Origin of the sequence: Corynebacterium aquatimens (genome assembly GCF_030408395.1) — a bacterium.
Classification (GTDB): domain Bacteria; phylum Actinomycetota; class Actinomycetes; order Mycobacteriales; family Mycobacteriaceae; genus Corynebacterium; species Corynebacterium aquatimens.
This window is the reverse complement of record NZ_CP046980.1, coordinates 1402167-1420359: the sequence shown is the minus strand read 5'-3', so window position 1 is coordinate 1420359 and position 18193 is coordinate 1402167. Positions and strand designations below refer to the sequence as shown.

The window sequence follows — 18193 nt, the reverse complement described above, 5'->3', positions numbered from 1 at the left end:
TTGTTGTAGCAATACGGGGCGGTCTGAAACGAGCATTTGCGGTTGGGACGGCCTGGAACGAGCATTTGCGGTGGGTGGGACGAGCATTTGCGGTGGTGGCGGGGACGAAGAAGACGGTGGCACCGGTGATGGCGGGACTTCGCATAAGCTGGACGGCATGTGTGAAAATTGCATCGAGGGGCCTGGCCTGCTCGATACTGTCGGTGCTACGCCACTCATCCGCATTGATGATGCTTTCCAAAATGGCCACAGCGATCCCGGCGTTCGCGTGTGGGGCAAGTTGGAATCCTTCAATCCGGGTGGCAGCGCCAAGGATCGCACAGCCCGTGCGCTGGTGCAGGCGGCGGTTGATCAGGGAATCCTTGGGCCCGGTGCAACGGTCGTGGAGTCCAGCTCAGGCAACCTGGGTGTGGCGCTTGCTCGTGAGGCTGCGATCGGCGGTTGGGATTTTCACTGCGTCGTGGACCAGCGAACGAATACCACGACGTTGGCGCACATCAAGGCGTTGGGTGCGACGATCCATCCGGTCACGCAGCCAGACCCGGAGACAGGGGACTGGCTGGCAGCACGGCGGAAGAAGGTCGCCGAACTCATCGATGAGTTGGGGGCAATCAACCTCGATCAATATTCCAACCGGGCGGCGTTCACGGCGCATAGCCAGGGCACGATGAAGGAGATCGTGGATACGCTTGGCCACGCGCCCGATTACCTGCTGGTTGCGGTGAGTACCACGGGGACGGTGGGCGGCTGCCTGCGTTCCATCGCGGAAAACGGGTTGGACACCAAGGTGATAGCCGTGGACGCGGAGGGTTCCGTGCTGTTCAACGGTGCGCGCGCCGACCGGATTCTGCCCGGCTTTGGTGCGGGCGTCGTGCCGGATCTGTCGCGTGAGGTTACGCCGGACCGCGTGGTTCGCGTGGGCGCCCGGGACTGTATCACTGCGGCGCGAAACATGGCCGCGGCCACAGGCTTCTTGCCGGGTGCCTCAGGCGGCGCGGTGGCGAGTGCCGTGGCGGCGTTGTTAGATGATCTCGCGGGGCAGCCCGAGCGCGGCGCGGACCCAGTAGACCCAGTAGACCCAGTAGACATCGTGGCGATCTTCCACGATGACGGCCGCGCGTACCTGGATACGATCTATGACGATGATTGGGTGGAGGAGAACGCGCCGTGACTGACTCGCAGACGCTGAAAGTAGGAATCATCGGGGGCGGACCGCGGGCGTTGTGGGCGGCTGAAGAGCTCTTCGAACTCGCGCGTCAGCGCAGCCTGAGCATCGACCTGACCGTTTTCAACGACGGTATTTTAGGCGCGACGGGCCCCTATGCGTTGAAGCAACCGCAGCAGTGGCTGGTCAACGTCCCACACGACGCGATCACCACGCGATGCGGCTCGTTTGCCGAATGGACCGATGCACCCCACCCCGCCCCGCGTACGGAGGTCGGTCGTTTCCTCGTCGAATCGTGGCGCGCACTCATCGATCACACCCCGCGGCGGTGCACGTTTGAGTGGGTCGTCGGCACTGTCGCCAGTGTCGCGCCGGACGGTGACAGGTGGCAGGTTTCAGTCGCTGATGAGAGCATGCTTTTCGACGAAATCCTCCTCGCCACCGGCCACGCCCACGACTGGCCGGGGTCGCTAGCGCACTCCGGTGTTTTCGGTTCACTTCCAAGCGCCGGTGAAAGGAATACTCCGCGCCTAATCGCCCCGGCAACCGTAAAGGATCTGCGCACCGTTACCAGCGACGATGTCGTGGTAGTTCGGGGCGCAGCGCTCACCTTCATTGATATTGCGCGGGTGATCGACGCCGCCGCGATCTACCCCGTGAGCCGGTCGGGGCGGTTCATGGAGGTCAAAGCGGACCCGGGCGTGGAGATAGAGGATCTGCTGGACGTCGCTATGGATGCGATCAGGAACGCCAGCGACCTTACACAGGTGATCGCGGCGATCGAGACCTTCGCGGTGGGCATCCTGGCGCGGGCGGCCGAGTCCGCCGGGCAAGGCGCTGCGAGCACTGCAGCGAGCACAGTCGCGAGCACAGCCACGAGCACTGCTGCGGTCCGAAGCGTCCTTGCCGGCACCGATAAAGGCGACCCAGTGGAGGATCTCCGAGCCTCCGTTGCAGGTGCTACCGGGCGCGGACCGCTCACTGCGGGACAGGCTGTGGGTTTGGCGTTCCGCAAGGCGTACCCGGCGCTGATCGAGCGCGCGTCCTTTGGCGGGCGCGACAGCCTGGCAGGTGCGGGCCCGGAAGATGAATTCGCCGTGTTCACAAGGCGGATGGAGCGAGTTGCATTCGGTCCGTTCGTCGAACCAGCGGCGGACCTGCTGTCCCGCATCGATGCCGGTGTCATTCGCCCCGACCTGCTCGGGCGCGGCGGAAGTGACGAAGATCTTCTCGCAGCAGCACACAACGTCGGTGCCACAGTCGTCATTGATGGCGTCATCGCCCCGCCAGGAGTAATCCCGGGAACGCTCGTCCATGCGCTCGTGGACGCGGGGATTGGCGTCACCGATCCGTCGACACGCGCGCTGCGCATCGAGCGCGACGGCACTCTGGCCGGGCAGCGGCACATCGCTGCGGTGGGACGCGCCACCGAGGGTGTTGTCTTAGGCCTCGACACGCTCAACCGCACCCAGCACGATGAGATTCCGCGCTGGGCGCGCCGGGTTGCCGCCCGCGCGGCGCAGGGAACCCCCGCGGCGGACACACAACCAGCGCACGGGATTCCGCCGCTGACAGCACGCACGGAACCGTGGGTGGACCAGCTGGTTGCCGACTACTTAGAATGCGATCGGCTTCTCACCGAGTTTTCCAGCCCCATCAATGTACTCAACCCGGGGCCGATGCTGGCCAACGTCGATGAACTCGTCACCGCCGGTGCCGACTGCGGAGTTGAGGTCAAAGTTTTCTTCGCCCGGAAGGCCAACAAAGGCCTAGTCTTCGTCGACACCGTGCGCGATGCTGCCCACGGCGTGGATGTGGCCAGCTTCAACGAGCTGTCGCAGGTGCTTGGCCGCGGCGTGCCGGGGGAGCGGATTATCGTCTCGGCGGCGGTGAAAACCGACGCGTTGCTGCGCCTCGCCATCGACAACGGCGTGGTCATTTCCGTGGACAATGCCACTGAGTACCACCGCGTCGTGGCGCTCGCCCGCGAGGCAGACCGAGTCGCCCTGATCGCTCCGCGTCTCGCCCCCGATCCCGCCACGATGCCCCCGACTCGCTTCGGGGAACGCTCCGACCAGTGGCGATCGACGCTGCGTGAGACGGATCCGTCGATAAGCGTGCGCGGCGTTCACGTCCACCTCCATGGATATGCGGCAGCGGATCGCTCGGCCGCGCTGCGCGAATGCATGGTGCTTATCGACGACCTTCGGTCCAGCGGCCACATCCCAAAGTTCATCGATGTAGGTGGGGGTGTGCCGATGAGCTACCTCGACGATGAGGAGCAGTGGCGTGATTATCACGACGCGCGGGACGCGTTTCTGTATGGTTACGCCGATCCGTTCACGTGGAAGTCTGATCCGTTAAATAACACCTACCCGTTTTATCAGCGGCCTACGCGTGGGCCGTGGCTGAAGGATGTGCTCAGCGGTGGTGTCGCAGAAGACCTGCGCGCCCGCGGCCTGCGGCTGCATCTTGAGCCGGGTCGGAGCCTGCTTGACGGTTGCGGTGTGATTCTGGCGCGCGTCGAATTTGTGAAAACTCGCAGCGACGGGCTGCCACTCGTTGGCCTGGCGATGAACCGGACTCAGTGCCGTACCACTTCCGATGACTACCTGGTGGACCCGATCCTGATCCCCCGTCCGGACGTCGAACCTCGTTCGGACGAGGTTGAAGCCTTCCTTGTCGGCGCGTACTGCATTGAAGACGAGCTGATCTTGCGGCGCCGTATTCGTTTTCCGCAGGGGGTGGCGCCGGGGGATATCATCGCGATCCCGAATGCGGCTGGGTATTTCATGCACATTTTGGAAAGTGCGTCGCACCAGATTCCGCTGGCGAAGAACGTGGTGTGGCCCCCGGGTGAGCTTGACGCGATCGATCGTTTGTAAAGGTGCGCGGGCCGCTTTGTATAATTTCTGCAGTGCGGACGCGATGCGTCCCATGCGCGACAAATTGATCATGTTGGAAAGGTGAGCAATGGCGGAGCACACAGACCAGCCTTTAACCCTGGCGGAAAAGGTGTGGCGTGACCACGTAGTGAAGAAGGGCGAAAATGGAGACCCGGACCTGATCTACATTGACTTTCAGCTCCTCCATGAGGTGACGTCGCCGCAGGCGTTCGATGGTCTGCGCCTTGCTGGGCGTAAGATTCGCCACCCAGAGCAACACTTGGCGACGGAGGATCACAACGTTCCCACCGTTGGAATCAAGTCCGGCAACCTGCTGGAAATTGAAGAGCTGACGTCGCGGACTCAGGTCTCCACGCTGCGCAAGAACTGCGAAGAGTTCGGAATTCGCCTGCACTCTATGGGCGATTTGCAGCAGGGCATTGTGCACACCGTGGGCCCGCAGTTGGGTATCACGCAGCCGGGCATGACGATCGTGTGTGGTGACTCGCACACGTCCACCCACGGCGCCTTCGGTTCCATTGGTATGGGTATTGGTACCTCCGAAGTGGAACACGTTATGGCCACGCAGACGCTGCCGCTCAAGCCGTTTAAGACGATGGCGATTGAGGTCTCCGGCGAGCTACAGCCGGGCGTGACGTCGAAGGATCTGATTCTGGCGATCATCGCGAAGATTGGCACCAACGGCGGCCAGGGCCACATCATGGAGTACCGCGGCAGCGCTATTGAGAAGTTGTCCATGGAAGCCCGCATGACCATGTGCAACATGTCCATTGAGGGTGGCGCACGTGCCGGCATGGTGGCGCCGGATGAGAAGACCTTTGAATACGTTAAGGGCCGCGAGTTTGCGCCGAAGGGTGCGGACTGGGATGAGGCCGTGGCGTACTGGAAGACCCTGCCGACGGATCCGGGCGCGAAGTTTGACAGCGTTGTGGAAATCGACGGTTCCGCGCTGACGCCGTTTGTCACCTGGGGTACTAACCCGGGACAAGGCTTGCCGTTGTCCGAGTCCGTGCCGGACCCGGAGTCCTTCACCAACGATACGGAGAAGGCCGCTGCGGAGAAAGCTTTGAAGTACATGGCGCTTGAGCCTGGAACCCCGCTGCGTGACATCAAGATCGACACCGTGTTCCTGGGATCGTGCACCAACGCCCGCATCGAAGACCTGCGCGCCGCCGCGGAGATTCTCAAGGGCAAGAAGATTGCGCCGGATACACGCATGATGGTCGTGCCGTCCTCGGCGCTGGTCAAGCAGCAGGCCGAAGAGGAAGGTCTGGACCAGATCTTCCGCGACTTTGGTGCTGACTGGCGCACTGCTGGTTGCTCCATGTGCCTGGGCATGAACCCGGACCAGCTGGGTCGCGGCGAGCGGTCCGCATCTACCTCCAACCGCAACTTCGAAGGCCGCCAAGGCCCGGGTGGCCGCACGCACCTGGTGTCTCCGCTCGTGGCAGCAGCCACCGCGATCACTGGCCACCTGGCTAGCCCCGCTGACCTCTAATCCGCCGCACGACCACTAGGAGAAACTCATGGAGAAGTTCACGACCCACACCGGCGTCGGCGTGCCGCTGACCCGTTCCAACGTGGACACTGACCAGATCATTCCTGCCGTCTACCTCAAGCGCGTGACCCGTACCGGCTTTGAGGACGGCCTGTTTTCCAACTGGCGCGCGAACGAGGAAGACTTCGTTTTAAACCAGGAAGCGTTTAAAAACGGCTCTGTTCTTTTCGCTGGCCCGGACTTCGGTACCGGTTCCTCGCGCGAGCACGCTGTCTGGGCGCTTATGGACTACGGTTTCAAGGCCGTGTTCTGCCCCCGCTTCGCCGATATCTTCAAAGGCAATACATCTAAAGCTGGCCTGCTCGCGGGCATCATGACCGAATCCGACATCGAACTGATCTGGAAGACCCTGGAAAACAACCCAGGCATGGAGGTCACCGTCAGCTTGGAGGACCGCACCGTCACCGTCGGCGACAGCGTCTACACCTTCGACATCGACGACTACACCCGCTGGCGGCTCATGGAGGGCCTCGACGACATCGGACTCACTCTCCGCGACGAAGACGTCATCGACAACTTCGAAGCCAACCGGCAGTCCTGGAAGCCGCGCATCTAGTCCCCCAGAGGACGCGGTATACTTCGATGAAAATCGCGGGCGGGCCAATTCTATTTGCGCAGGTCACGGGCTTGAGGGATTGAGCCCATTTCATCGAAGTATACTGCATCGAGTGACTAGCGAACGGGGAGCGCGGAGGGCATGTAGTCAGCGCCGGTGAGTTCACCGTTGTTGAAAGACAGGACCCAGACGGAGCCCTTTTTGGAAACGATGTCCTCATCGGCGATGGGGAGGCGCCCGTTGGCGGAGAGCCAGGCGATGATGCCGGGGATGACCCCGCCTTGGCCGATGATCACGCTGACACCGCCGGCTTCGATGACTTCGGTGAAGGCTTTTTGGGCGCTGACCATGTTGTTTTCCCAGGCTTTGTCCCCGAAGCGTTCGTCGACGGTGATGGGCATGTTCAGTTCGTCGGCAAGCGGTGCGATGGTGCTTTGGCAGCGGTCGGGCTCGGCGGAGTAGAGCCGATCGGGGTGGAACGGGGCCAGCATGGGAACGAGCATCTCTGCTTGGCGGCGGCCCTTCTTGTCCAGGGGGCGCTTGTTGTCGTCGCCGTGCCACTTTGAGCGTTCGTGGGCGCGGGCGTGGCGGACGTAGAGGATGCGTGAGGTGGCTGGGAGGCGGAAGCGCTTTTCGGCTTTCTCCAGCACTTGGCGGTCGAGGTCGTAGGACATGATCTCTTTGGCGTTGGTGAGTTTCAGCCAGCGGATCTCATCGACTTCATCGTTCGGTGTGAACTCGCCGGCGGTGACTTCGCCGGTCCAGTAGTAGACCACCTTCGTGGTGTCGCCGACGGGGTAGACGGTTTTGCCCAAGAGTTTGCCCAGGCGTGCGTCGTAGCCAGTTTCTTCCTTGATTTCACGCACGGCGGTGCAGACCAGGGACTCGCCCGGATCGACTTTGCCTTTGGCCAATGACCAGTCGTCGTAGTGCGGGCGGTGGATGCAGGCCACCTCAAGATTGTCCACGTCCGCAAGGTCGCCGCGCCACAGAACAATGCCGGCGGCCAGGGTTGTGGAATCGAATTCCTTATCCGGGTGGCGCGGGATTGCTTGGTGGCGCCCGGTGAGGAACATTTCGCCCTGGACGTCCTTGTCGGTCTCGTGGAGTTTAGCCATGCCCTCATTGTGTCGCAGTTTTGAGTCGAACACCTACTTTTTGTGCCGGTGTCGCCTGCAGAACGGCGAAGGTGTTTTACACTGGGCACACTTTGAAGGGGCTTAGAACCCCGACTCGAGTACACGGACGGGAAGGAATGCCAGGCATGAGTGCAAAGGTCGCGGTGATGGGTGCGGGATCGTGGGGCACGGCGCTGGCCAAGGTGTTTGCGGACGCCGGTAATCAGGTCGCGTTGTGGGCGCGGCGGAAGGAGCTGGCCGACACGATCGCTGAAACCCATGAGAACCCGGACTATCTCCCGGGGATCGAGTTGCCGCACGCGATCGCTACGACGGACTCGGCGCAGGAAGCATTGGCGGGTGCGGACATCATTATCCCCGCGGTCCCTAGCCAGACGATGCGGGACAACGTTGGCCGTTGGGCTCAGTACTTCGGCGAAGACTCTACGGTCGTGAGCATTTCCAAAGGCATCGAACAAGGCACGTACAAGCGGATGTCCGAGGTCATTGCGGAAGTATCCGGCGTGCCGGAGAACCGCATTGCGGTGTTAAGCGGACCCAACCTCGCCCGTGAGGTCGCGCTGGAACAACCGGCGGCCACCGTCATCGCGTGCTCGGACATGGAGCGCGCGACTGATGTGCAGCACGCGGCGGCGACGCACTACATGCGCCCGTACACCAACGTGGATGTCCTTGGCTGCGAAATCGGCGGGGCCTGCAAGAACGTCGTTGCACTCGCGTGCGGAATGGCGTTCGGTCAAGGGCTCGGGGAGAACACTCGGGCTACGTTGATCACGCGCGGTCTCGCCGAAATCACCCGCCTAGGCGTGAAGCTCGGGGCTGATCAAAAGACCTTCGCGGGTCTCGCCGGACTGGGGGACTTGGTGGCCACGTGCAGTTCGGAGCTGTCCCGTAACCGCACGTTCGGTGAGCGCCTGGGCCGCGGGCACACCCTTGAAGAGGCGAAGGAAGCCACGCATGGGCAGGTCGCGGAGGGAGTCGTGTCGTCGAAAAGCATCTTTGAGCTCGCCCAGATTTCCGGGGTGGACATGCCGCTGACGCAGGCGGTTTTCGCGGTGTGTCACCAGGGGATGAGCGTGGATGACATGGTGGTCGCGTTGATGGGGCGGAAGAAGAAGGCGGAATAGTAATCTTTTCTGCGTGAGTAGAAAGCGCGTAGCCGTCATTTACGGCGGGATGTCCACGGAACACTCGATCTCGTGCATCTCCGCCTCAGCGATCATGGGGGAGCTCCCAGCTGAAAAATTCGAGGTCATCCCCATCGGCATCACCCGCGCGGGCACGTGGGTCGAGGGAGTCGTAGACCCTAAAGGCGACGCGGAGCTGCCAGAGGTCCCCGAAGGTCGCGAGGTCGCGCTCAGCGTCAATCCGCAAAGCCGCGGTGAGATCACGGACGTCGCCACCGGTGAGGTGCTCGCCGTCGCGGATGTGGTCTTCCCCATCCTCCACGGCCCTTTCGGCGAAGACGGCACGATCCAAGGCCTCTTCGAACTCTCCGGCATCCCGTACGTGGGCTCCGGCCAATTCGCCTCCGCCGCCTGCATGGACAAGGAATACACGAAAAAGCTCGCGTCGCTCGCCGGCGTTCCCATCACGCGTGAGGTCATCTTCAAAGAAGAGCGCACGCTTAACGACGAAGAAAAGGCCCACCTTGGCCTTCCCGTCTTTGTGAAACCGGCCCGTGGTGGCTCATCGATTGGTGTGTCCAAGGTGGATTCTTGGGACGAGTTTGACGCTGCGATTGCTAAAGCGTTTGAAAGCGACACCAAGGCCGTGGTGGAAGCGGGTCTGGTTGGCGATGAGGTCGAGATCGGCGTGATGGAACTCCCCGGCGGCGAGCTGATTACCTCGCCTATAGCCAAGCTCAACGGAACCACTGATTCCGCCGAGGGTTTCTACGGTTTTGAGACCAAGTACTTGGATAACGTGGTGACGTCTACCATCCCGGCGGGGTATGACGAAGCAACCACCCGCGAGGTCGAGCGCTTAGCGAAGCTCACATTCCGTGCGTTGGAATGCCGCGGGCTCGCCCGCGTGGACTTCTTCATTACCGAATCCGGCCCCGTACTCAATGAGCCCAACACCATGCCGGGCTTCACCCCGATCTCCCAGTACCCGCAAATGTTCATCGCGGGCGGCATGACCTACGGCCAGATCCTGGAAACGCTGATTGACACAGCGCTTTCCATGACCCGCCGCTAGATGCCAGTGATCTAGTTCTGCTGTTTTGCCAGGGCGTCGCTGATTGTGGTGAGTCCTCCGTTGCCCGCGTCGCTGGGCCAGGACACCGCGATGACAGGCCTTTGGGCCGGCGAATCGGTCTCTTCGCGCAGGGCGTAAAGGACCGTGGACCCCGGCATATCTGACGCAGCGTTGTCTTCGAACCAGGCCACGTTATTGATCTGTGTGAGCTGGGCTCCAGGTGCGTAGGACTTCGGCGTTGCAACCCCGCAGCGGACAACAACGGGGTTGTGGCCAGGGCGGGTCCATGCGGCAGTGGTCTCGGGGTGGAGCGCACCCGCGACGGGGGAGTCAACGCGCTTGTATCCGCCGTCCAAGGACGCCGGCATGGATGCAAGAAACGCGCGGCAGGCATCACGCTGACCGGGTTCGTCTTCCACAGCATTAAGGGGAATGCCGCGCGGTTCTGCCGCAGATTCCGGGAGGAAGGATAGATCCAGCTCAGCAACCGGGGATGCGGCGGAATCACCGGTGTCGGCTTCGGCGGTCACAGCGACGATAGGGGAACGGTTCACGGTGAACCAGGTGGTCAGGGCGCTGGCGTCTGAACCCTCCGTGATGCGGATCCACTGTGTGTCGCCGTGCGTTTCAACGTCCGAAAGAGTTGTGTACTGCAGCGGCATGTCTACACCGCATCGCAGAGTGATTGCCCGTTGACCAGAAGACGTTCTCCACGCGGCTGCACCAGCAGGTACGGGTTCGGCGATCCGCGCCCTGTCAAAGCCGCCGAGTTTCTCCGGGGCGCGTTCCACCACTTCCATGCACTCCGGCGAGTCAGCGAGCGGCGCCGGCAGTTCAGCGAGTGAGACGGGTTGATCCTGGATGCGGTTGGTGAGGATCTTGGCGCCGACCAAGACACCGATCACTAAAAGGAGAGATAACGCGATCATGAGTGCCACGGCGCGCGTGCCAATTCCGCTTGCAGCCGTGGCGCCCGCGGCGGGCGTGGTCAGCGCGTCATCGTTGTGTGATCCTGGGCTGTCGTCGGTAGCCGTGCTCATGGGGCATTAGTCTAGTGGCCATGCCCAACACCGGTTTTCCCACGCAAGGTCCGACGCTGCGTGAGCTCGGGGAAAAGGAAGTCATCCGACGCATCACCCACGCCGCGCCGAGCGCAGTCAACGGTGATGATGCTGCGGTTTTGTACCCGGCCTCGCCGAACTCACGGGTGGTGGCCACCACCGACATGCTGGTGGAGGGACGGCACTTCCGCCGCGATCTGACGACCCCGCGGCTGCTGGGTCGGCGCGCAGTGACGCAGAACTTCGCTGACGTAGAGGCAATGGGGGCACGCCCGATCGCTGTGCTGCTGTCGCTGTCCGCACCGATGGATCTGCCCGTGGACGTACTCACCGAGTTTGCAGGCGGAATAGCGGAAGAGATTGACGGTTATGCGGCGGAGCTGGTCGGCGGCGACGTCACGGCGGGACAGAACCTGGTTATCTCGATCACGGCGATTGGGTCACTCGGCGGCAACCGGCCTCCGCTCACGCTCGACGGTGCCCGCGCCGGGCAGCAGGTCATCGCTCACGGGGCGATTGGTTACTCTGCGGCAGGCCTCGCGCTTTTGGAATCGGGGCTTGAGCTACCGGATGAGTTCGCCCCACTCATCGAGGGGTTCCAGACGCCCACGATTCGTCCGGGAAGCGGGGTGGTGGCCCGCTCAGCCGGTGCTAGTTCGATGACGGATAATTCCGATGGACTCATCGTGGACATCAGCACGCTCGCGGAACGGTCCCGGGTCAACATCGACTTGGATAAAGAGGCCATCGCCCCGGATGAGCTGCTTCTTGCCGCCGGTGAACTGGTAGGCATCGATCCGTGGAAATGGGTGTTAGAAGGTGGGGAGGACCACACGTTGATGGGAACCATCCACGGGGAAGCACCCGTTGGGTTCCGCGTCATTGGACAAGTGGCAAAAGATTCCAAGGACCACAAATCAAATGGGGAGCGCGCCGGTGTTGTCACCGTCGACGGCCAGCCACCGGCTTTCCGCCAAGGTTGGGAGTCGTTCGCATGAGCTTACCGGTGCATCCGTCGTGGCAAGAGCCGCTTTCGGTCGTCGAAAAGCGTGTGCATGAAATGGGTGATTTCTTGCGTGCGCAACCCGCGTTTCTGCCGCGGGGAAACGACATCTTGCGTGCGTTCCATGATCCCTTTGATGAGGTCAAGGTGGTCATCGTGGGTCAAGATCCGTACCCCACGCCGGGCCACCCCATGGGCTTGAGCTTTTCGACGCAGCCCGGTGTTGCCCCGCCGCGGAGCTTGGTCAACATCTACAAAGAGCTTCAGGATGATCTGGGAATTGCCCCGCGTAGCGACGGCGACTTGAGCAACTGGGCATCCCAAGGAATCCTGCTGTTGAACAGGGTGCTCACCGTGGCCCCGGGCAAACCGGCGTCCCATCGTGGCAAAGGCTGGGAGGAAGTGACTGAGGCCGCGATTAGGGCGCTTGTTGCGCGTGGTACGCCGCTGGTGGGGATTTTGTGGGGCCGCGACGCGCAATCCACCGCACCGTTTTTCGGTGATACCCCGCTGATCATGTCCGCCCACCCATCGCCGTTGTCTGCCAGCCGCGGTTTCTTTGGCTCGCGCCCGTTTTCCCGCGCTAATGCAGCTTTGGAACAACAAGGCGCAGACGGAGTCGACTGGTCACTGTAAGGTGTTCAACCATGACCACCCCACGAACGCAGCTTGACGGACCAGCCCTGCTGTCGTGGGCGCGGCGCGCAGCCGCATTATTGGATCAGCACCGCGTGGAAATAAACAACCTCAACGTCTTTCCCGTACCCGACTCCGATACCGGATCCAACATGGCGCACACCATGGCCGCGGCTGTGCGTGAGGCTGATCAGCGTGGCCTTGATACCTCATCCGCGCGCGCGGATGATGTGGCGAACGCACTGTCGGTGGGCAGCATCAAAGGCGCCCGCGGTAATTCCGGCGTGGTGTTATCACAGGTGTTGCGGGGTCTCGCACAGGAAGCGATGACCGGGGACATCGACGGGGAAACGTTCGTACGGGCACTACGCACCTCTGTGACGTTTGTGGAGCGCGCGATCGCCGTTCCGGTCGAAGGCACGATTATCTCTGTTCTGCGGGCGGCGGCGGTGGCTGTTTCCGATCACGATGCGGACACACACGCGGCCTCGTTGGAAGAGCTTGCGAGAATCGCGCTTGATGCCGCGTCGGATGCTCTGGAGAAAACCCCGTCCCAACTCGCGGAGCTGCGCGAAGCAGGCGTGGTGGATGCCGGCGGGATGGGGTTGGTCTTGTTGCTCCGTGCCCTCAATGAAGTGATCACGGGCGCCGAAGCGTCCTCCCGCGAAGCCAGCCACGATGAAAACGTGCCGCACGAGGAACAGGGGAACGCGCATACCCACGGTTCTGCGCACTGGCTTGAGGTGATGTTCTACATCACGGGGGATGTGGACGAACTAGAAACCCAGTTCGCACCCCTGGGGGAGAGCCTCGTCATCGCGCGCGCAACGGACACCGAAGCGACGGTTCATATTCATTCCCTCGATGCTGGCCGCGTGATTGAAACCGCCATGGGTCTTGGCGCACTTTCCAATCTCCGGATTGAGGTCTTGCCCCCGGTGATCGCTGAGGAACCGCGGGAAAGTGTCCAACGGCTCGTCATTGCCGTGACACCGCCGGGATCTGTGGCGGAGCTTTTTGAGCAAGCCGGTGCCGTCTGCGTGCCCCCAGGGCCACTGCTTGCCGACGACGTGGCGCGGGCCGCGCGAATGCACCAGCCCCGCGAAGTCATCGTCTTGCCCAGCAACGAGTTGAACGCGGACGAACTCGACGAAATTCGCGCGACCGTCATCAGCGCAGTCTGTGGTACCACAGACAGCTCTGCGACAAGCACCGATAATGCGGATAGCGAGGCTCCGCAGGTGGAGATCCTTTCTGATGTCGGGTTGATCAACGGTATTGCCGCAATCGCTGTGCATGATCCTGATGAGCCACTGGCCGCGGCGGTTGCGTCCATGAGGGAAGCTGCTGAGGAGATGGTGGTTGCTGAGTTGGACTCAACACCAACGATGGCTCCTCACCGTGACCATGTCGTCGATCCCGACATCGTGGTCACCTTGGAGGGCGAACGAATCGCGATGGGGCCCACTGTCCCCGCCGCAGTGTACGAAGGCTGCCGCGCGCTAATGGAACAGCGCAACGGCGAGTTGATCACCTTGCTGGTCGACCCGGAAGACGCCTATGACATCGACCCAGAGATCATCCGGGCCGACACCAGCGCGGACGTTGTTGTCTATCCGGCCGATGGGCTGCGCCACGTTGGCTTTATCGGTGTGGAATAGATCCCGGAGCGCTTAATGCTTGGCCTGAGCTATCCAACACCGCTGAACCTGCTGATCCCGGTCAAGCAGGCAGCGGCTATTGCGCGCCACTTAAAAATCACCACTGCGGAAGAACTCCTGGAGCATTTCCCGCGGAGGTATCTCCACTATGGCTCCGCCAATGATATTGAGAACTTAGAAGACGGCGATGAGCTCAGCGTCATCGGAACCGTGCGGACAAGCAACGTGCAGTACACGTCCACCGGCAAGAGGATGCTCAAAGTCGACGTGACCGACGGCCACACCACGTACCCACTCACGTTTTTCAATTCGAAGTACGCAGAGCACGTACTCAAACCCGGTGTACGCGCTATGTTCACCGGCAAGATTAAAGAATTCAATAAACGCCCAAGCCTGACCCACCCCAGCTTTGTCATCTTGGATTCCGCGGGTATCACCGAGAAACCCGCGACAGGAAAAGGCACGAAGTCCAAGGGTAGTTCCAAGAACGCGACGGGATCGTTGCGTCAGCTCAGCCATTTTGGCGAGCCCGAGGAAATCCTGGCTGGCAAAGAGTGGTTGGCAGTTTACCGCGGGACAAGCAAGGCGTCTTCATGGATGGTGTACGGGGCGGTGGACACCGTGCTGAACACGCTTCCGCGCTTGCTGGAGCCGTTTGGTGAGACACCCGAGGGGTTCATTAGCTTTGACCGCGCAGTGCGTGAAGTTCACCAGCCGAGTACGGAAGGTCCCCAGCCAGCAATTGACAGGTTGAAGTACAACGAGGCGCTGTCGATGGCGCTTTTCATGGCTTTACGACGAGCGGAGGCGCTCACCCAAGTCGCGGAACAGTATCCGGCCACGCACGACGGCTACCGGGAAGCACTGCTGAACGCTTTACCGTTCCCGTTGACTCAAGGTCAACAAGCCGTGTTGGACGATATTGAGCGCGACTTAGCAAAAGATCACCCGATGAGCCGGCTCCTCCAAGGCGAGGTGGGTTCAGGTAAAACCATCGTGGCGCTCATCGCGATGCTTCAAGCTATCGACGGCGGGGCGCAGGCTGCGCTTCTGGCACCGACAGAAGTGCTGGTGCAGCAGCACGCCCGTTCACTCCAAGACATTTTGGACCGTGCCGGCATCAACATCAACGTTGTAGCACTGACCGGTTCACTACCCGCAGCGCAGAAGCAAAAAGCGTTGCTGGACATCATGACCAATGACGCCCAGATTGTCGTCGGCACACATGCTCTGATTCAAGACAGTGTGGAGTTCTTCAACTTGGGTCTCATGGTTGTGGATGAGCAGCACCGTTTCGGCGTTGAGCAACGCGAGCGTTTGCGCCAGAAGGGGAACTATTCCACCCCGCACCTTTTGGTCATGACGGCAACGCCGATCCCACGCACGGTAGCCATCACCGTGTTCGGTGACCTTGAAGTCTCCACCTTGAAGGAACTTCCCGGTGGCCGAAAGCCGATCAAGAGCCATATTGTGCCTGACTTCTTTGAAAACTGGGTGGAGCGTGCCTGGCAGGTGATCCGCGATGAGGTGGCTAAAGGCCATCAGGCGTACGTTGTCTGCCCCCGCATCGAAGGCGACGGGGGAGTCATGGCCGTTGGGGCGAAGCTCGCGGAAGAAATCTTCCCCGACCTCGCCGTAGAGATCCTCCACGGCCGCATGAACAGCGAAGACAAGGACGCGGTCATGACGGCGTTCGCGGACGGGCTGATTGACGTTCTCGTTTCCACCACGGTCATTGAAGTCGGCGTGGATGTACCTAACGCTACGGTCATGATGGTGCGGGAATCTGAACACTTTGGCTTGTCCCAATTGCACCAGCTGCGCGGTCGAATCGGCCGTGGCGGTAACCAGTCCATGTGTTTCTTCCACACGATGGCAGAGCGGAACACGCCCACGTTCAACCGCATTTACGAGGTGGAGAAAACCACTGACGGGTTTGCGCTAGCTGAATTGGACTTGCGGCTGCGCAGGGAGGGCAACGTCTTAGGCACAAGTCAATCCGGCCACACGAGCCAATTGAAGCTTTTGAATGTCTCCGATGATGTGGAGTTGATTACACGCGCCTACCACGACGCGGAAGCCATCGTCGCGCGCGACCCGGAGCGCGCCCGCGCCGTGATCTCCTACTTAACGTATGAGGATTTTGAATACCTCAATAAAACCTAGGCGTCACGCGGGCTAAAGTAGATCCCCATGAACCGGATCATTTCGGGAGAGGCACGCGGCCGCAAGATCAAAGTGCCGCCAGAAGGCACCCGCCCAACTTCAGACCGTGCTCGTGAAGGCCTGTTTTCCTCACTGCAAGTTCGGTTTGGGTTTGCAGGTCAACGCGTGCTTGATCTGTTCGCCGGTTCCGGCGCCTTGGGCCTCGAGGCCGCTTCGCGCGGCGCCGAGGAAGTCGTCTTAGTGGAAAACGACCCCAAGGCCATTGAGATCATCACCCACAACGCGCAGGTTGTCGGCCACCCCAACGTGCAGATTGAGCACACCAAGGCGTCGCTCTACCTGGCCCGTGCCCCGCGCGAGTACTTCACGATGGTGCTTGCAGACCCACCGTATGAGCTCGCGGACGAGTCAGTCGTGGAGATGCTCAACGCACTCATTCCCACGCTTGTCGACGGAGCAGCTGTGGTTGTGGAGCGCCACCGCGAAAGCCCAGAAACAGCCTGGCCCCCTCAATTCACACCGACCGGACAGAAGCTCAAAAAACGCACCTACGGCATCGCACGAATGGACATGGCGACCTACAGCGCAGATGAAAACACCGCGCACGCCTCTGAATCCGACACCAAATCCAACACTGAACCCAACACCAAATCCGACACCAAATCCGACACCAAATCCAACACCAAATCCAACACTGAACAACAAACCCTAGAAGGGGAGAACCCACATGACTAAGGCAGTGTGCCCTGGATCGTTTGACCCGATCACCAACGGTCACCTGGATATTTTCAAGCGCGCTGCGCGCAACTTCGATGAGGTGGTTGTTCTAGTGACCGGCAACCCAAACAAGCGAACCGGCTTGTTCACTGTGGCAGAACGCATGGACCTGATCCGCGAATGCACCGGCGATATAGAGAACCTGACCGTGGACACGTGGAACGGGTTGCTGGTTGACTACACCACGGAGCACAACATCACGGCACTGGTGAAGGGCCTGCGCTCCTCCCTGGACTACGACTATGAGCTGCCGATGGCGCAGATGAACCGCCGCCTGTCCGGGGTGGACACGTTCTTCCTCATGACCGATGAGAAGTACGGCTACGTATCGTCCTCACTGCTTAAAGAAGTGGTGAAGTACGGCGGTGACGTCCAGGGTCTCGTGCCCGATTCGGTGCTCAGCGCAATGAAACAGCGCTTCGCCGAAGACGCTTAAACCTTCAGAGCGCGTATCCCCGCACGCAGCCCCAAACATCTAGCCCCCGAACTCTAGCCCTCTAACATTGAACGCGCCGGTAGAGCCCCTCGGTGAAGGTTGAACGCGTCCCGGCTTGGGCACGGGTCATCGAAGTATACTGCCTGGAAGTAAAGTTGCCCCTGAAGGCCGAAAATTGCGTTTTTTCGGCAGTTTTGGAGCTTCCCGGCCAACTTTGCTCGGGGCGATGCGGTGCCGGGAGCGGGGGGTCAAAACCTGCCCCGCGGGGTGTTAGGGGAATGCCGCCGGTGAGGGTTGAGCGCGACCAGGATCGGTAACGGGTCCCGGCTTGGGCACGGGTCATCGAAGTATACTGCCTGGAAGTAAAGTTGCCCCTGAAGGCCGAAAATTGCGTTTTTTCGGCAGTTTTGGAGCTTCCCGGCCAACTTTGCTCGGGGCGATGCGGTGCCGGGAGCGGGAGGGGGTCAAAGCCTGCCCCGCGGGGTGTTAGGGGAATGCCGCCGGTGAGGGTTGAGCGCGACCAGGATCGGTAACGGGTCCCGGATTGGGCACGGGTCATCGAAGTATACTGCCTGGAAGTAAAGTTGTCCCTGAAGGCCGAAAATTGGGTTTTTTCGGCAGTTTTGGAGCTTCCCGGCCAACTTTGCTCGGGGCGATGCGGTGCCGGGAGCGGGAGGGGGTCAAAGCCTGCCCCGCGGGGTGTTAGGGGAATGCCGCCGGTGAGGGTTGAGCGCGACCAGGATCGGTAACGGGTCCCGGATTGGGCACGGGTCATCGAAGTATACTGCCTGGAAGTAAAGTTGCCCCTGAAGGCCGAAAATTGCGTTTTTTCGGCAGTTTTGGAGCTTCCCGGCCAACTTTGCTCGGGGCGATGCGGTGCCGGGAGCGGGGGGTCAAAACCCGCCCCGCGGGCAGGGCGGCCTGGAG

General features: G+C 61.4%; 13 protein-coding genes and 1 pseudogene. 12 read left to right on the top strand and 2 right to left on the bottom strand.

Annotated features, from left to right (window positions below; genetic code table 11):
• The first annotated feature begins 157 nt into the window (after positions 1 to 157).
• The 4 genes from CAQUA_RS06425 (at position 158) to leuD (ending at position 6185) form a co-directional block, all read left to right on the top strand.
• The gene (locus CAQUA_RS06425; RefSeq protein WP_196825544.1) at positions 158 to 1171 is read left to right on the top strand and encodes a pyridoxal-phosphate dependent enzyme; all 1014 of its coding nucleotides are present in this window, start codon (positions 158 to 160) and stop codon (positions 1169 to 1171) included.
• Entirely contained in the window at positions 1168 to 4050 is a 2883-nt protein-coding gene (locus tag CAQUA_RS06420; RefSeq protein WP_290177997.1) for an FAD/NAD(P)-binding protein, read from the top strand. Before CAQUA_RS06425 ends, CAQUA_RS06420 begins: the two co-directional genes overlap by 4 nt.
• Positions 4051 to 4138: 88 nt before the next feature.
• Positions 4139 to 5569, top strand: a complete 1431-nt coding sequence (gene leuC / locus CAQUA_RS06415) for a 3-isopropylmalate dehydratase large subunit (RefSeq protein WP_196824007.1) — start codon at positions 4139 to 4141, stop codon at positions 5567 to 5569.
• Positions 5570 to 5597: 28 nt separating this feature from the next.
• On the top strand, positions 5598 to 6185 hold the full coding sequence (gene leuD / locus CAQUA_RS06410; protein ID WP_196824008.1) for a 3-isopropylmalate dehydratase small subunit: 588 nt from the start codon (positions 5598 to 5600) through the stop codon (positions 6183 to 6185).
• 116 nt (positions 6186 to 6301) lie between these two features.
• On the opposite strand, the gene CAQUA_RS06405 is transcribed toward leuD, so the two are convergent.
• Positions 6302 to 7303 carry an NUDIX hydrolase gene (locus tag CAQUA_RS06405; RefSeq protein WP_196824009.1) on the bottom strand — a complete coding sequence of 334 codons (1002 nt, stop codon included), beginning with the start codon at positions 7301 to 7303 and terminating at the stop codon, positions 6302 to 6304.
• Positions 7304 to 7449: 146 nt separating this feature from the next.
• Here CAQUA_RS06405 and CAQUA_RS06400 point away from each other — a divergent pair, with 146 nt between their 5' ends.
• Together CAQUA_RS06400 and CAQUA_RS06395 are read left to right on the top strand one after the other, a co-directional pair.
• Complete coding sequence (locus tag CAQUA_RS06400) at positions 7450 to 8451, top strand: NAD(P)H-dependent glycerol-3-phosphate dehydrogenase (RefSeq protein WP_196824010.1); 1002 nt, start codon at positions 7450 to 7452, stop codon at positions 8449 to 8451.
• Between the two features lie 49 nt (positions 8452 to 8500).
• The gene (locus CAQUA_RS06395) at positions 8501 to 9526 is read left to right on the top strand and encodes a D-alanine--D-alanine ligase family protein (RefSeq protein WP_196825546.1); all 1026 of its coding nucleotides are present in this window, start codon (positions 8501 to 8503) and stop codon (positions 9524 to 9526) included.
• Between the two features lie 11 nt (positions 9527 to 9537).
• Here CAQUA_RS06395 and CAQUA_RS06390 read toward each other — a convergent pair whose 3' ends face one another.
• Entirely contained in the window at positions 9538 to 10566 is a 1029-nt protein-coding gene (locus CAQUA_RS06390) for a DUF3515 domain-containing protein (protein WP_196824011.1), read from the bottom strand.
• A 20-nt stretch (positions 10567 to 10586) separates the two neighbouring features.
• On the opposite strand from CAQUA_RS06390, the gene CAQUA_RS06385 reads away from it, so the two are divergent.
• From CAQUA_RS06385 to coaD, 6 genes and pseudogenes are all read left to right on the top strand, one after another.
• The gene (locus CAQUA_RS06385) at positions 10587 to 11585 is read left to right on the top strand and encodes a thiamine-phosphate kinase (RefSeq protein WP_196824012.1); all 999 of its coding nucleotides are present in this window, start codon (positions 10587 to 10589) and stop codon (positions 11583 to 11585) included.
• Entirely contained in the window at positions 11582 to 12226 is a 645-nt protein-coding gene (locus CAQUA_RS06380) for a uracil-DNA glycosylase (RefSeq protein ID WP_196824013.1), read from the top strand. Before CAQUA_RS06385 ends, CAQUA_RS06380 begins: the two co-directional genes overlap by 4 nt.
• Positions 12227 to 12237: 11 nt before the next feature.
• The gene (locus CAQUA_RS06375; RefSeq protein WP_196824014.1) at positions 12238 to 13887 is read left to right on the top strand and encodes a DAK2 domain-containing protein; all 1650 of its coding nucleotides are present in this window, start codon (positions 12238 to 12240) and stop codon (positions 13885 to 13887) included.
• A 15-nt stretch (positions 13888 to 13902) separates the two neighbouring features.
• Positions 13903 to 16053, top strand: a complete 2151-nt coding sequence (locus tag CAQUA_RS06370) for an ATP-dependent DNA helicase RecG (protein ID WP_196824015.1) — start codon at positions 13903 to 13905, stop codon at positions 16051 to 16053.
• A gap of 27 nt (positions 16054 to 16080) precedes the next feature.
• A pseudogene (gene rsmD, locus CAQUA_RS06365) lies at positions 16081 to 16644 on the top strand (16S rRNA (guanine(966)-N(2))-methyltransferase RsmD); the annotation flags it as partial.
• Positions 16645 to 16780: 136 nt separating this feature from the next.
• Entirely contained in the window at positions 16781 to 17266 is a 486-nt protein-coding gene (gene coaD / locus CAQUA_RS06360; RefSeq protein ID WP_196824017.1) for a pantetheine-phosphate adenylyltransferase, read from the top strand.
• The last annotated feature ends 927 nt before the right edge of the window (positions 17267 to 18193 follow it).

Bases quoted from the DNA above. Each gene is read 5' to 3' on its own strand.
- CAQUA_RS06425 (WP_196825544.1), top strand. From the start codon at position 158: ATGTGTGAAAATTGCATCGAGGGGCCTGGCCTGCTCGATACTGTCGGT.
- leuC (WP_196824007.1), top strand. From the start codon at position 4,139: ATGGCGGAGCACACAGACCAGCCTTTAACCCTGGCGGAAAAGGTGTGG.
- leuD (WP_196824008.1), top strand. From the start codon at position 5,598: ATGGAGAAGTTCACGACCCACACCGGCGTCGGCGTGCCGCTGACCCGT.
- CAQUA_RS06405 (WP_196824009.1), bottom strand. From the start codon at position 7,303: ATGGCTAAACTCCACGAGACCGACAAGGACGTCCAGGGCGAAATGTTC.
- CAQUA_RS06400 (WP_196824010.1), top strand. From the start codon at position 7,450: ATGAGTGCAAAGGTCGCGGTGATGGGTGCGGGATCGTGGGGCACGGCG.
- CAQUA_RS06395 (WP_196825546.1), top strand. From the start codon at position 8,501: ATGTCCACGGAACACTCGATCTCGTGCATCTCCGCCTCAGCGATCATG.
- CAQUA_RS06390 (WP_196824011.1), bottom strand. From the start codon at position 10,566: ATGAGCACGGCTACCGACGACAGCCCAGGATCACACAACGATGACGCG.
- CAQUA_RS06385 (WP_196824012.1), top strand. From the start codon at position 10,587: ATGCCCAACACCGGTTTTCCCACGCAAGGTCCGACGCTGCGTGAGCTC.
- CAQUA_RS06380 (WP_196824013.1), top strand. From the start codon at position 11,582: ATGAGCTTACCGGTGCATCCGTCGTGGCAAGAGCCGCTTTCGGTCGTC.
- CAQUA_RS06375 (WP_196824014.1), top strand. From the start codon at position 12,238: ATGACCACCCCACGAACGCAGCTTGACGGACCAGCCCTGCTGTCGTGG.
- CAQUA_RS06370 (WP_196824015.1), top strand. From the start codon at position 13,903: ATGCTTGGCCTGAGCTATCCAACACCGCTGAACCTGCTGATCCCGGTC.
- coaD (WP_196824017.1), top strand. From the start codon at position 16,781: ATGACTAAGGCAGTGTGCCCTGGATCGTTTGACCCGATCACCAACGGT.